Source organism: Agrobacterium larrymoorei, from assembly GCF_013322225.1.
Lineage (GTDB): Bacteria > Pseudomonadota > Alphaproteobacteria > Rhizobiales > Rhizobiaceae > Agrobacterium > Agrobacterium larrymoorei_A.
Window position 1 is genome coordinate 194,643 of sequence record NZ_JAAMFB010000043.1, and the last position, 13,733, is coordinate 208,375.

The following is a 13,733-nucleotide window of genomic DNA, read 5'->3' on the forward strand; positions in this document are numbered from 1 at the left end:
GTGTGAATTCAGGACGCGCTGCCGAAGCCGCCGCCGCCCGGTGTCTGCAGGAACAGGCTGTCCCCGCGGTTCATGAGGATGTTGGTGATCGAGATGTCGTATTCCTTGACGGCGCCATCGGCCGTCGCGAACTTCAGCCGAGCGACCTCTCCCTGGCCGCCGCCGAACACGCCGTCCGCGGGGGTGCGAAGACCTTCGCAGGACGCGTTTGCCCGCACGCCGTCGGTCATGGCGACCACTTCCCGGACGATGCCCATGCCGCCGGTTTGCTGACCTTCGCCGCCGGAGCCGGTGGCAAGCGCGTAGCGACGGACCATCAGTGGATATTCGATTTCGAGCGCTTCGGCAGGCAGGTTGGAAGTGTTTGTAATGTGGACCTGAATGCCGTTCATGCCGTCGTGCTCGAGGCTGGCACCGGCACCACCGCCGACAGTTTCGAGATATACGAAGTTGCCTTCGCGTGTCTTGTGCGGACCAAAAAAGATCATCGTCGCGTTCATGTCGGCGGAAGAGGCAAAGACCTTTTCCTTCGGCAGGACATCGGCGAATGCCTGGAAGATGGCGCGCACGACACGCTGGCAGCTCGTCGAGCGGATGCCGACCGCGGCCGGGAATTTCGGGCGAACCAGAGTGCCCTCTTCCGCGATGATCGAGACCGGAAGGGCCATGCCTTCGTTCGGCGGCAGAGACGGATCGAGCAACGCCTTGATCGTGTAGTAGCAGGTGGCGTCGAGGGCGGTCTTCGGGATGTTGACCGCGCCCCGCGCCTGAACGTCCGTGTCGGTGAAATCGAAGGTGATGCCGTCGCCTTCCACCTTGATGGCAACCTGGATGCGGCAGGGATCGAAACCGACCCCGTCGCCGTCGATGAACGCCTCACCGGTATAGATCCCATCCGGCATTTCCTGGATTCGCTTGCGCAGGCGGCTTTCCGAATAAGCGATCAGATCGTCGATCGCTTTCTCGATCGTGGCAATGCCGAACTGATCGGCGAGCGCTACTAACTTGCGCTCGCCGATCTCGTTGGTGGCGATCTGTACCTTCAGGTCCAGAATGCGCTCCAGCGGGTCGCGGCTGTTGGTGCTGATCAACCTGACGATCTGCTCGTCCAACACGCCCTCACGAGCGATTTTCAGCACCGGAATACGGATGCCCTCAGCGAAGATGCTCGTCTGGCTCGGATCGCAGGAGCCCGGAACACCGCCGCCGACATCCGAATGGTGGCCGAGATTGGCGGCGAAGAAGCAGAGCCGGCCTTGGTAGAAGACGGGTGTCAGGATCGAGATATCCGGCGTGTGCGAACCACCGGCAAGATAGGGGTCGTTGCAGATGAATGCGTCACCCGGCTTGATATCCTCGAGCCTGTAGTTTTCGAGAACCGCCGCGACGCCTCCCTGCAGGGAGCCCAGATGCACCGGGATATGCGAGGCCTGGACGATGAGGCGGCCACGGCCGTCGAAGAGGCCGACGGAGCAGTCCTTGCGCTCCTTGATATTGGTCGAGAAGGATGAGCGCACGAGGCTCAAGCCCATTTCATCCGTAATCGACATGAACCGATTGGAGTAGACCTCCATTTCGATGGTGTCGAATTCGCGCGGTGGTTTGACGTGCTGCTGCATCACGCACGGTCCTTCACAAAGCTAAGAATGATGTTGCCATAGGCATCGACGACGCCGGACTGGCCTGGGAGGATGTAGGTCGTGGAGGTGAGTTCCTCGACGATCGCCGGACCTGTGAAAGTCTCGCCCTGCGGCATGGCCGGACGTTTATAGACCGGCACAGTCTGCCATCCCGCCTGCGGATCGATATAGACCTCGCGCTCACCGACGATGGCGTCCTTCATGGAGCCTGCGGCGCCGTCGACTGTCTGGAGCGGCCGGCCGGCATGGCCAATCGCCTGGACGCGCAGGTTGACGATCTCTACCGGATGGTTTTCCAGCGCGTACCCATAAACGACACGATGGGCTTCGGCGAAACGAGTGGTGAAATCTTCCGCAGTGGACAGAATGCCCTCGACGCGGATTTCGTGGTTCTGTCCAGCATAACGGGCTTCGGCAATATGCTGGAGCGCACGCTTCTCGTCAGGGATGGTTTCTGCTTCCAGCCATTCTTTCGCCTGCAGCTCCAGGCCCTGGAGAGCCGATGCGATATCGAGCCAAGCCTCGCCCTGTGCCCACTTGATCTGCGTCGAGACGAAGTCGCGCGTTACATCCGACAGAAGCACGCCGCGGGCGCACATCGTGCCGGGAGATTCCGGGATGATGACGGTTTTCAGGCCAGTTTCCGCGGCCACGAGTGAGGAATGGAGCGGGCCAGCACCGCCGAATGCCATCAGCGCGAAGGATTTGAGGTCATGCCCCTTATCCATCGAAACCGCGCGGATCGCGCGGGCCATATTGGCGACCGCGATGCGGATGATGCCCCAGGCCGTGTCCTCGACCGACCGCCCGATCTGCGTTGCGACTGCACCGATGGCCCTGAGAGCCGCCTCGCGATCGACCGGCATGGCACCGTCGAGAAGTGCGACTGGGTTGAGCCGCTGCAGGACGATATTGGCATCCGAGATCGTCGCGTCCGTGCCCCCCTTACCATATGCGGCAGGTCCCGGCACGGCAGCCGCGCTCTGCGGGCCGACTTTCAGGCCGCCGGCATCATCGAGCCAGGCGATCGAGCCGCCGCCAGCGCCGATCACATGCACGTCGACCATCGGGCAGCGGATAGAGTAACCAGCAACATCGCGGTCGGTGGAATAGGCCGGCTTGCCATTGGCGATCAGCGCGACGTCGGTCGAGGTGCCGCCGACGTCATAGGTGATGATGTTGGGGAATGAGGCTGCCTTGCCCACCAGCGATGCACCGACGACGCCCGCGGCCGGACCGGAAAGGCAGGTACGGACCGGATAATTGCGGGCAGTCTCGGTGGACATCAGGCCACCGTTGGAATGGATGGTATAAGGCTTGGCTTTCACGCCCGCCTTGCGCGACCGGGCCATGAACCGTTCGAGATAGCCGTCCATGCGCGGCATGAGATAAGCGTTCATGACCGTGGTGGAGATGCGCTCATACTCCCGGAACTCCGGCAGAACATCGCTTGAAAGAGAGATGAAGACATCCGGAAGGTGCTGGCGAATGATCTCGGCGGCGCGTTGTTCGTGAGCTGGGTTGCGGTAAGAGTGGAGGAAGCCGATCGCGACCGCCTCTACGCCCTCTTCCTTGAACCGTTTGGCGGCCGCTTCAACACCGGCATCGTCAAGGGGCACGATGACCTCGCCGGCAGGACCGAGACGTTCGGCGACTTCAAGACGCAGCGGGCGCACGACCAGCGGATCGGGCTTGCGAACGCTCATGTCGAAAAGGTCCGGGCGGGTCTGGCGGCCGATCTCAAGCACGTCGCGAAAACCTTCGGTTGTCAACAGGCCGGTTTTGCCGCCGCGACGCTCGATAACCATGTTTGTCGCGACCGTGGTGCCATGACCGAAATGCACCACGTCGGACGATTGAAGCCCACGTTTGCCGAAACCGGTAATGCCGATCTCGATCGCTTCCGACGGATCATGCGGTGTCGAGGACACTTTGAAGTGACGCATGCCGCCCGTTTCGTCGTCGAGGACCGTAAAGTCTGTGAAGGTTCCGCCGACATCAATGCCGACCCTGATATTGCCCATGATGCTCTGGTCTTTGCGCTGTGGCCTTGGCTTCATGCCGCTGCCTTGCCTCTCATGACCACGATCTAAAAACACCTATCGCATCTAGTAAAATTCAATTATTCAAGCTTTCCATTCCAAAATGGAATATGCGAGGAGAGCGATATGAGACGGATCAAACTCAGACATCTCGACACTCTTGCCGCCTTCATGAAAACCGGCTCGGTGACGGAGGCGGCGCTCGTACTTCATACCACCCAGCCCAACGCCAGCAAGTCGCTGAAACAGCTTGAGGATTTCGCGGGTGTACGACTTTTCGAGCGGAGCGCTGGACGGCTTCGACCCACTCCCGAGGCGGAACTGCTTTTTTCACACGCAGCACGTCTCATGGACGAGCTGACCGTGTTCGAAAACCTGTCGCTTGATCTGACGGCGATGACGCAGGGCTATGTCAACATAGGTATTTTGTCGGCTTTCAGCACCGCCCTCATCCCCATGGCGATCGAGCGTTTCAACGATCTCTATCCTGGAATTCAGGTACAGGTGGACCTGCTCGATTCCGACAAGATCCACACCTATGTCAGTCGCGGGAATTACGATTTCGGTCTGGTACACCATCCCGAGCACGAATCCGACTTGATGACTCAGACGCTTAAAACCTCATCCATGGTCTGCATCATGCCGCCGGACCATCCGCTTGCGAAACACCGGATCGTTCTGTCGAGCGACATTGCCGACCAGCCATTTGTGACGTACCCACGGTCGGTACCGTTCGGCGCAGCGATCTTCCGCTCTCTGTCCGACGAGGGCGTCAAGCCATCAAATACCCTGATCTCGAACCAGAGCCAGCTCATTCGCCGCCTTGTGGAGCGTGGCCGGGGCGTGGCCCTCGTTGATCATTTCTCTGTGTGGGATGCCAACGAGCTGGACCATATCGTGGTGCGTCAGTTCGAGCCGCGCATTCCAGTCTCAGTCGGCATGATTATCCCCAAGCGCCGGCCTCTCTCGCTGGCAGCGCAAACCTTCGTTGGAATGTTAAAGGAAGTGCTGGAACAGGATCCCGGCTGAACCAGGCAGCTCTATTCTCAAACAGAATAGCCCCGCCGCCTCATGCAGCATTCATGAGCCCCACTGGCGTAGTCGGCAGAGAAACCTGTTACTGCCTGCCCATCATTTTTGCCGCCCAGTCTAAATCTCCTGCGCGAGCCAACGAACCATGTTGACCATCAGCGCGTCGTAACCGTCCCAACGCATGAATTCATCGGAAAGCCAATGCGGTGCAATGTCGGTCGTCCAAGCCAGTGTTCTTCCTGATTCATATTGGCGGACCGACAGCAGCGGAAGTTTCTGCCCACGGCTTTCGCAATGGACCAAATTTATCGAGCCATCATCCGACCGAAGCTGAACGCGGTTGAGCCCGAGAACATAGGGAATGCTTGCTGGTACCCCGGAAAGAATCGGGTGTTCGCCTTTCTCAATAATCGGGTCGAGACCTTCTGGCGCCTCCAGTCCGTCAGGGCCGGCGTGGAGCGTAACGGGAAGAGCCTCTTCAATCGGGGTACCGTGAAACATAGCCGAGCCGTCGATGCCTTGATAGGAGGTGTATCCTCCAGCCATCATTAGGCCGCCACCACGCGCAGCCCACTCGCGGAGCAGTTCCAGGCGATTGACCGATCTTTTGCCGATGCGTGTTTCGGGAGTGTATAGCAGCGAAAGCGCCCCAACATCGGAAATTATAACGGCGGCATATTTTTCGAGCTCAGAGAAAGTTTTCGGGAACTCCGCTTCGCAGCGTTCTCCTCCGATTTGAACAACCGTTATTCCGTTGTTCGTGAGGGCTTCGACAAACCTCACCGCGCCGTTCGAATAGCGGGCGGAGGCTCGCACTTCCAGCCCTTTCGATGAAAGAAAGGTTGTGTGGAATGATTCGCCGGCAAGCAACACTGGCTTCATGAGGAGGTTATCCTTAACTGGAAAGGGCGCGGGATGCTGCCCAAGTGAAGATTTGAATTGTTCTGAGAGCGGTCTCAGATTCGGGTGAAGGTGTCAAGAATCTTTGTTGACTGCAACATGATCGCACGCGGGATCACCGTCTGGTTGTCAGGCGAGGCTTGACGGCGATCTAGACCCCGAAGACGATGCCCACACCAACTACCGATATGCTCCTGGAAACACGATATCCTGATCGACAAGGACATTGAATTTGTAGCCAGGCCGGATTTCCAGTGTCGGCTGCACATCCATGTTTTTCTGTATGGTCCGATCAGCAACCCGCCCGAAGGTCTCCGCGAAATTCCGCCTCGCTGCATCTGACGCCGTGTCTTGCGTTGCGAGCGTCGAACTCTGTGGCACGGACATGTCGATCCCGGTCCCGATCAGCGCAATCATCACCGCCGAGCCGAAGGTTTTCAGATAGTGATTGTTCACCTTGTCCTTGAAGCCGCCATAGCCTTCAGCATCGGTCCCTGCCATGCCGCCGATCTGCAGTGTCGATCCATCAGGGAAGATAATATCGGACCAAACGACGAGAATGCGGCTCTGGCCAAACGAGACCTTGCTGTCGTAGCGGCCGAATAGCTTCGTGCCCTGCGGGATCAGCAGGCGATGTCCGGTCGCGCTGTCATAGACGTTCTGGCTGACCTGAGCAGTGATGCGGCCGGGCAGGTCGGAATTAATACCAGTAATCAAGGTCGCCGGGATAACCGAGCCCCGTTTGAGCTCATAGAGTGACTGCTGCGGGACAACACGGTTCGGCAGATAGCCGAGGTCCTTGAGGTCCGTGTTGAAGAAATCCTCCTTGCTCTTCTGCCCATTGGGATCAATGTTCTGGCCGCCGAGGCCGGCACGCAAGGCGGCGGCATAGAGATCGGAAGCGCCTGCCGTCGTCGAGATCGCAGTCGATGTATTGGCGGCCGAAGTATCGTCTGTTGCCGTACGTGCCTCCAGCTTGCCGCGATCGATGGTGAGCGGCGCGTCATAGGCAGCATCGTTCGCCTGGAGCCTTGCCATGCGCTGGCGCTGTCTCTCCCTGAGATATTGCTCCTGTTGCTCGCGCTCGAGACGCGCCCGCCAAACCGCCTCCGGCTCCAGTTCCTGTCCGCGACGCTGTTCCTGCCGCTGCTCCGGCGTCGGGGTGAGCGGATTGCTGACGTTTTCGTCCACCTGCTTCGTCTCGACAGGTGTCGGCTGAAACGTCGTCTGCTGCTGCGGTTCGCCGATAATACCGTCGGTGACGCCGCGCTTGATCTGATCGGCAAAGGTCGAGGCGGGATCGCCGGAACTGGTGTCCGGGCCGGCATCCTTCCCAAAATAAAGCCCGCGCGACGCGAGCCCATAAAAGATGATGCCGAGGAAGGCGAGTGCCAGCACGATGACGACGACGATCGGCAGGCGATTGATCCGGCGGATGCCCGATGCCGCCTGACTGTTCTGCGCGCCGCCGAGTTTGAGGGATTGCACCATGATCTTCTCCCTCACCCGCGCCGCAGCAGCGAAAGCGCGCTCATCGGCGTCGCTCCGGTCGACGTCACCGTGTAAGCGCGGCCGAGTTCGACGCTGTTGGTCGAAAGGCGCGCCAGCACTTGGCCCTCGAATGGCATGATCACATAGGCAAGTGGGACGACGGTCGTTCCGCTATCCGTCTTCTGGTCGGTGACGACGGCATAGCCCCATCCCTTCAGGGCCGCCTCCAGTGCCTGCCCGAAGGGTGAGGTATCCGCCTTCAGGGCAACGGTTGCCTTGCCCGGCCCGATCTGTTCGGCAAGGCGGCTGACCATGTCGCCTGCAATGGCGCTCGCCGCCGGGCTCAAGATTTCGGGCGGCGCGTTGCTGGTGACAAGACCTTCTGTGTCGATCGATTGGCACCCGGAAAGGAGGATGGCGAGGATGCAGGCGGCAGCAAGGCCGGGTATACGGTTCAGGGGGCGTCGAATGAAGGCAAGAATCTTCATCACCGCCCTCCCCTGCTGATCGTCACCTTTTGTTGTTTCCAGCCGACGCCCGAGACGAGCACGGCGCGGTCGATATTGTAATCCACCACCATCACATTGTTTTTCATGCGGTAGTTGACGATACGGTTCTGGCCGCCGGAAACGACAAAGAGAACCGGCGCGTCCTGACCCGAGATCGACCGCGGGAACTGGATGTAGGTTTTCAATCCGTCCGAATAGACCCGTGTCGGCCGCCAGCCGACACTGCCCGATATGGAATAGGAAAAGCTTAAGTGCTCCGCTGGTACCCCGGCGCCGGGGATCGTACTTGCTTCAAGCCGCGCGTTGACGTCGGCAAGTTTCGAGGAAACATCCTCGGGATATTCGAAGCCGACGCGGGCCATATATTGCGTTGGATGCGACTTGAGCTGGATATGATATGTCCGCCGGGATGTGGTCACCACCATTGAGGTGACAAGACCGGGCTCTGAGGGTTTGACGATCAGATGGATCGCCTGACCACCGGCAGCACCCGAGGTCGCCGTCTCGACCTTCCAGCGCACCGTATCGCCGACCAGCACATCGCGCACCACCTCGCCGCCCTGAAGTTCGATATCGCAGACCTGCAACGGTGAGCAGACGACCGATGGCTGGATCTCGCCGTAAAGAAAGATCACCTTGCCATCGGCGCCTTTGGTGACCAGGCCTTTCGACCCGCGCCATTGGGTCGACAGCCCAATGCCTTTCGCCTCGTTGGCGGTGACACCATCTGCGGCAAGCGCAGTCAGCGGGCCGAGGACGGTAAAGGGGGCGATCGCCAAAACCAGGAGGCCGATGGCCAGGGCAGCCCGTTGTCTTCTGTGTCTGATATTCATGCTCGGGCCATGCCTTTCAAAGCTGTGCTGTCCAGTCGAAGTCGCGGAGATAGAGACCGATTGGATTGAGACGGATGACGCCCTCATCCTGGGGCGGCGTCAGCGTCACAGTGGCGATGCCGCGGAAGCGGCGTGTCGCCGTTTCCTTGCCTCGCCGATCGCGCTCGAATTCGGTCCAGTCAACCTGATAACTCTGGTTCGATAGCGCGACGATATTGTTGACCTCGATGGCCACGGTCGCGGTCTTCGCCTTTTCGAACGGCGAGTTCGAGCGGAACCAGGCATTGACTTTTTCGGTAGCCGGATCGGATGTCCGCAGCAGCCCGTAGGTCCGGTCGATATATTGTTTCTGGACGACGGCGTCGGGCGTGACGGAGCGGAAGTTCGAGACGAAACTGCCGAGCGTGGCGCGCACCACGCGCGGATCAGCATATTCGATCTGTTGCGGAAAGCCGGCATTGACGGCTGTCCCGAGCTTGTCGACCTCGACGATATAGGGGATCAGCTTCACCTGCGTGCTCTGATAGAGGGCATAGCCGAAACCGATGACGGCCACGGTCATGCCGGTGATGCCGACGATGCGCCAGGCGGCGGCCGCTTTTACGTATGAGCCGTAGCGTTCGTTCCATTCGTTGCGCGCAGCGATATAGGGGTTGTCTGGTGGAGTGGTTCCAGCCATGCGCTGTCAGCCTCTTATTTCTTGTCATTGATCGGCGGTGGTGGCGGCGGTGTACCGGGCCGGCCGGATTGCTGGTCGAGCTTGGCGTTGGCGAGGCCGAGCATCGAACCGGCATAGGCGCCGGGCGAGCCGATGGCCTTGTCCTTAGCAGCCGAGCCAACTGCGCCGGCCGCTCCCCCAATGCCGGCTTCCAACCCGCGCATGGCGGCACCTGCCAGTGACGCTCCCCCTGCCCTAGCCGCACTTGCTGCCTCAAAGCCCCGGTTGGCCGCGCCGATCGTGAGGAACCCGGCGCCGAGTGCGGCAGAGGCAGCTTGCCCACCGTGACGAATGGCTTCCATGCCGCCGCCCACCGATGCGCCCTGGACTGCGCCTTGCAGGATGGGCGGCACATACATGGCGATGACGAACACCACGACGGAGATACCCGCAATGGCAAGCGTCGTGATGAACTGTTCGGAGGTCGCCGTCGGCGCTTCGGCAAGACCGAGCAAAATATCGGAGCCGATCTTGGCGATCATCACCAGCGCCATCAGTTTCATGCCGACCGAGAAGGCATAGACCAGATATTTGACGGCAAAATCCTTGGTGTAGGATGAGCCGCCAAGCCCGAGCATGATCATGCCGGCAAGCAGACCGACATACATCTCCACCATGACGGCGACGAAGATTGCCGCAACGAGCGAGAAGGACACGACGACGACGACCATGGCGAAGACGGCGGCGATCGCCAGTGCATTGTCCTCGAAGATGCCGAACTTCGCCAGCTCCGACATTTTCGTCGCAACGCGGATTCCGGCATCAAAGATATTGGCCGGTGAGGCTGAACCGCCGCCGGCGCCGATCTGATAGAGGCTGTCGACCACGGCCTTGGCGAACGCTGGCCCTTCGTTGAGGACAAAGGCGAAGAGACCGATGAACATGATGCGCTTGACGAGTTCCGCGAACCAGCTGTCGAGCGAGGCTGCATTGATCGCCAGCCACACAGCGGCAATCCCGACCTCAATCCCGGCGAGGATCCAGAACAGCGACCGCGCCGCGTTCATCACGGTCGTTTCCCAGCCCTTGGCAGCGGTGACGACGGAGTTTTCTAGGGTGGTCAGTACCTGACCCTGTTGCGCGAGGGCGGGGGTGGTTGCGATCAGCGCAACGCCGATCACTATCAAAGCAAGTTCAAACTTGCGGGAAGGAGGCGCCGCTACCATCGTGGCTTCATCTCCTGGCCGCCGCGAATATCGCGGGTGGTATCACCGCCAAAGAACTGTTCGCGATGTTGGCGCTTTTGTGCATTGGAAGAGGGACCGGTTGCGCCTGCACCTGAACCGGATACCGAGGTGGGCTGGGGCTGGATCAGCGTCCAGCTCACGGTGCCACCAGCAGCCAGGATTACTGCCACCACGAGGATTATGATCAGACGCGGGCTCACCACCGAGGCTCCATCGTTTGTCCACCGCGGATATCCCGCTCGCTACCACCGAAGAACTGTTCACGTCGGGCCTGCGCCAGGTCTTGTCTCGCCTGTTCCGACTGGAACCAGGTGCCCATCATGGTCATCTGCTGGGAAACGAGACCGCGAAGCTTTTGCATCTGCGCTACCTGCTGGGCGGCAATCTGGTGGCCGACCTGCAGCGCCTTCATCTGGCCGTCCGATGATTTCGACATGGAGCGCAGAGACGACATCGTGCTTTCCTCGCTGGAGAACTGCTCTGCCGTCAGGTTCGCGGCCTTCAGCGTCCCGGCGATCGTGTCGCGATTGGTGTCGGACCAGGTCTGGTAGGTCGAGGAAAAGCTCGCGCCATCCGGCAGGTTACCCTTCATCTCGGAAAAACTCTGGAAGCGCTGCTTCAGCACATCATCGATGTTGCCCATCGAGAAGGCGACGCCCTGCCCCTGGGTAACGACGTTTTGCAGGTTCTGCAGGTCGCTTTCGACCTGGCCCCAGATATGGTTGGGCAGCTGCGCCGTGTTCTGCAACATGTTCTGGTAGATCTTGAGTTGGTTCTGGATCTGCTCGGCCAGCTGTGAGATCTGCGTGATTTGGTTGTTGACTTGGTCCGCCGATTTGCCGACCAACGAGATGAGTTCGGCGTTGTTGGCGAGCTGCGTCCATTCGGTCGCCTGACCGGTCACGCCACCGGCATGGACGGGAACAGGGAGAGTCCAGGAGAACGTAGCGACCGCACTGAGTGCGACGCGCAATATCCTATTCAACCGGGAAGAGCTTATCGGCATGGGCGATCCCCCTTTGCTGGAGCCAATGAAGAGGCCAATTTGCCCCGTGTTCGGAATGCAGGGAGCGGATCCGTTTCAGGTCTTCCTTCCCGGATGCTCCGACGAAGGAGAGCGCTACCGGTCCGAGCGCCATGTCGAACAGGCGGCGGCCTTCGGGCGAGACGACATAATAGTCCCGCTTCGGAATGGCGGTTGCGACGATCTCGATCTGCCGCTCGTTGAAGCCGATGCGCTCGTAGAATTCTCGCGTGCCGGGCTCGCGGGCCGCCCCGTTCGGCAGGCAGATTTTCGTTGGGCACGACTCTTTCAGGACATCGATGATGCCGGAGCGCTCGGCATCCGAGATCGACTGTGTGGCGAGCACCACGGCGCAGTTGGCCTTGCGCAGCACTTTCAGCCATTCCCGGATCTTGTCGCGAAACACCGGATGGCCCAGCATCAGCCAGGCCTCATCGAGGATGATCAGGCTGGGCGCACCGGTCAGGCGTTTTTCGATACGGCGGAACAGATAGGTGAGAACGGGAACGAGATTGCGCTCGCCCATGTTCATCAATTCCTCGATCTCGAAGCACTGGAAGGTGCCCAGCGCCAGACCGTCCTCCTCGCCGTCGAGAAGCTGGCCCATTGGGCCATCGACGGTGTAGTGATGCAGAGCATCCTTAATCTCGCGCATCTGCACGCCCGACACGAAGTCCGATAGCGACCGCCCGCGTGATTCCGCCATCAACCCGACCTGTCGAGAGATGGCGTTGCGATAATCCGGTGTGATCGTCACACCCTGCAGCGCCACAAGCATCTCGATCCATTCGGATGCAAAGGCGCGGTCGCCGTCGGTAGACAGTTCGGACAGCGGGCAGAAGGAAAGTACCCTCCCCTCCCCGTCTCCGGAGGCATCGCCGCCGATCTGGTAATGATCGCCATCGATCCCGAGCGTCAGCGGCAGCATCGAGCCGCCCTTGTCGAAGGCGAAGATTTGCGCACCGGCATAACGCCGGAACTGCGCGGCGATTAGCGATAACAAGGTGGATTTGCCGGATCCGGTCGGACCGAAGATCAGCGTGTGACCGACATCGTCGACATGCAGGTTGAGGCGGAACGGGGTCGAACCCGACGCCACCTGCATCAGTGGCGGTGAGGCTGGCGGATAAAAGGGGCACGGTGCGACCGCGCTTCCGGACCAGACCGAATTGAGCGGGATGAGGTCGGCGAGATTGCGCGTATTGATCAGCGGCTCGCGGATATTCGCGTAGGAGACGCCGGGCAGGCTGCCGAGAAAGGCGTCGGTCGCATTCAATGTCTCGATCCGGGCACCAAACCCTTCGGCCTGAATTAAGCGACGGATCGCTTCGCACTTTTCCTGAAGCCGGGCCTGGTCCTCTTCGAACAGGACGATGACCGGCGTGTAATAGCCATAGGCCACGAGCTGCGACGATGCTTCGGCAATCGCGTCCTCGGTTTCCGCCACCATCAGCATTGCGTCCTGGTCAAGCGAGCGGGACTGGGTTTGAAACAACTGGTCGAAGAAGGGCCTCACCTTCTGCTGCCACTTCTTGCGCGTACGCTCGAGCTTCGCCCGCGCTTGCTCCGCATCGAGGAAGACGAAACGCGACGACCATCGATAGGTCAGCGGCATCAGATCGAGCGCGTTGAGAATGCCGGGCCAGCTTTCCGCAGGCAGGCCGTCGATCGCGACGACGCCAAGAAAGCGATTCTCGATGAGCGGCGTCAGCCCGTGCTGGAGTTCCGCCGTCACCAGCCAGTCGAGATACATGGGGATTTCCGGCAGGCGAACCGGATGGTTCTCACCGGTGACGCAAAAGCGGATGAACTGGAAGAGCTCGTCATATCGGGCAACACGAAAGCCACCGCGCTCCGACGTCTCGCGTGTCATCATCCGGCGGATGGATACGACATTGGCGAGATACTGCTCAACCTCCCGGATTGAGGAGAGAAAGCTGTCCAGCGCCTTGTCGGCGTGAGTTGCGGACCGGCTGGCGGTGTCCGAATAGATATAGCGGGTCAGGCCAGAGCGGCGTGGCTCCGGCGGCCGCCAGGTCAGGATCAAGGCATGCCGGCTCTCGAAATGCCCTCTTTCCTTCTGGAAATGTGCCCGTCGTTCCGCATCGATAGCGCGGGTGACGAGATCAGGAAAATGGCAGTCGGGCCGTTGCGGGTAATCCGCGGTCGGCACCCGGACGGCCTCGACCTGAATCATCCAGCCGGAGCCAAGCCGCGACAGGATCGCATTGATCTGGCGAGAGACATCGTTGCGCTCAGCGTCCGTCGAGCTTTCGCTGTCAGGGCCGGCAAAGTACCAGCCGGCCATCAGCGAGCCGTCCTTCAGCAGGATGACGCCGTTATCGACCAGACCAGCA

General features: G+C 60.3%; 12 protein-coding genes. 1 reads left to right on the forward strand and 11 read right to left on the reverse strand.

All coding sequences use genetic code 11. The features are described 5' to 3' along the window. Positions 1-8: 8 nt before the first annotated feature. Positions 9-1,619, reverse strand: a complete 1,611-nt coding sequence (locus G6L28_RS22030) for a hydantoinase B/oxoprolinase family protein (RefSeq protein ID WP_065657554.1) — start codon at positions 1,617-1,619, stop codon at positions 9-11. Beyond that, positions 1,619-3,700 (reverse strand): hydantoinase/oxoprolinase family protein, encoded by a 2,082-nt coding sequence (locus tag G6L28_RS22035; protein WP_233279015.1) that lies wholly within the window; start codon positions 3,698-3,700, stop codon positions 1,619-1,621. Before G6L28_RS22035 ends, G6L28_RS22030 begins: the two co-directional genes overlap by 1 nt. Positions 3,701-3,808: 108 nt before the next feature. Between G6L28_RS22035 and G6L28_RS22040 the strand changes: the two genes are divergently transcribed. Next, positions 3,809-4,711, forward strand: a complete 903-nt coding sequence (locus G6L28_RS22040) for a LysR family transcriptional regulator (RefSeq protein WP_065657555.1) — start codon at positions 3,809-3,811, stop codon at positions 4,709-4,711. 120 nt (positions 4,712-4,831) lie between these two features. Here G6L28_RS22040 and G6L28_RS22045 read toward each other — a convergent pair whose 3' ends face one another. The 9 genes from G6L28_RS22045 to G6L28_RS22085 form a co-directional block, all read right to left on the reverse strand. Further along, positions 4,832-5,596, reverse strand: coding sequence for a glutamine amidotransferase (locus G6L28_RS22045; protein ID WP_065657556.1), 765 nt, complete (start codon positions 5,594-5,596; stop codon positions 4,832-4,834). Positions 5,597-5,794: 198 nt separating this feature from the next. Next, positions 5,795-7,105 carry an IncP-type conjugal transfer protein TrbI gene (gene trbI / locus G6L28_RS22050; protein ID WP_065657557.1) on the reverse strand — a complete coding sequence of 437 codons (1,311 nt, stop codon included), beginning with the start codon at positions 7,103-7,105 and terminating at the stop codon, positions 5,795-5,797. Positions 7,106-7,116: 11 nt separating this feature from the next. Continuing rightward, the gene (trbH, locus tag G6L28_RS22055) at positions 7,117-7,593 is read right to left on the reverse strand and encodes a conjugal transfer protein TrbH (RefSeq protein WP_065657558.1); all 477 of its coding nucleotides are present in this window, start codon (positions 7,591-7,593) and stop codon (positions 7,117-7,119) included. Further along, complete coding sequence (trbG, locus tag G6L28_RS22060) at positions 7,593-8,447, reverse strand: P-type conjugative transfer protein TrbG (protein ID WP_065657559.1); 855 nt, start codon at positions 8,445-8,447, stop codon at positions 7,593-7,595. The genes trbH and trbG overlap by 1 nt, the downstream gene beginning before the upstream one ends. A gap of 16 nt (positions 8,448-8,463) precedes the next feature. After that, the gene (locus G6L28_RS22065; protein ID WP_065657560.1) at positions 8,464-9,126 is read right to left on the reverse strand and encodes a conjugal transfer protein TrbF; all 663 of its coding nucleotides are present in this window, start codon (positions 9,124-9,126) and stop codon (positions 8,464-8,466) included. Positions 9,127-9,140: 14 nt separating this feature from the next. Continuing rightward, a complete protein-coding gene (gene trbL, locus G6L28_RS22070; RefSeq protein ID WP_065657561.1) occupies positions 9,141-10,331 on the reverse strand; it encodes a P-type conjugative transfer protein TrbL in 1,191 nt (396 codons plus the stop codon). Next, positions 10,325-10,552: an entry exclusion protein TrbK gene (trbK, locus tag G6L28_RS22075; RefSeq protein WP_065658790.1), complete on the reverse strand. Its 228-nt coding sequence runs from the start codon at positions 10,550-10,552 to the stop codon at positions 10,325-10,327. Before trbK ends, trbL begins: the two co-directional genes overlap by 7 nt. Next, complete coding sequence (trbJ, locus tag G6L28_RS22080; RefSeq protein WP_065657562.1) at positions 10,549-11,358, reverse strand: P-type conjugative transfer protein TrbJ; 810 nt, start codon at positions 11,356-11,358, stop codon at positions 10,549-10,551. Before trbJ ends, trbK begins: the two co-directional genes overlap by 4 nt. Continuing rightward, a partial coding sequence (locus tag G6L28_RS22085; protein WP_174066262.1) for a conjugal transfer protein TrbE occupies positions 11,330-13,733 on the reverse strand: 2,404 nt, incomplete at its 5' end. The genes G6L28_RS22085 and trbJ, both read right to left, overlap by 29 nt.

What these genes read in the sequence shown, in the direction of transcription:
- G6L28_RS22030 (WP_065657554.1), bottom strand. Translation starts at nt 1,619, where the DNA reads ATGCAGCAGCACGTCAAACCACCGCGCGAATTCGACACCATCGAAATG.
- G6L28_RS22035 (WP_233279015.1), bottom strand. Translation starts at nt 3,700, where the DNA reads ATGAAGCCAAGGCCACAGCGCAAAGACCAGAGCATCATGGGCAATATC.
- G6L28_RS22040 (WP_065657555.1), top strand. Translation starts at nt 3,809, where the DNA reads ATGAGACGGATCAAACTCAGACATCTCGACACTCTTGCCGCCTTCATG.
- G6L28_RS22045 (WP_065657556.1), bottom strand. Translation starts at nt 5,596, where the DNA reads ATGAAGCCAGTGTTGCTTGCCGGCGAATCATTCCACACAACCTTTCTT.
- trbI (WP_065657557.1), bottom strand. Translation starts at nt 7,105, where the DNA reads ATGGTGCAATCCCTCAAACTCGGCGGCGCGCAGAACAGTCAGGCGGCA.
- trbH (WP_065657558.1), bottom strand. Translation starts at nt 7,593, where the DNA reads ATGAAGATTCTTGCCTTCATTCGACGCCCCCTGAACCGTATACCCGGC.
- trbG (WP_065657559.1), bottom strand. Translation starts at nt 8,447, where the DNA reads ATGAATATCAGACACAGAAGACAACGGGCTGCCCTGGCCATCGGCCTC.
- G6L28_RS22065 (WP_065657560.1), bottom strand. Translation starts at nt 9,126, where the DNA reads ATGGCTGGAACCACTCCACCAGACAACCCCTATATCGCTGCGCGCAAC.
- trbL (WP_065657561.1), bottom strand. Translation starts at nt 10,331, where the DNA reads ATGGTAGCGGCGCCTCCTTCCCGCAAGTTTGAACTTGCTTTGATAGTG.
- trbJ (WP_065657562.1), bottom strand. Translation starts at nt 11,358, where the DNA reads ATGCCGATAAGCTCTTCCCGGTTGAATAGGATATTGCGCGTCGCACTC.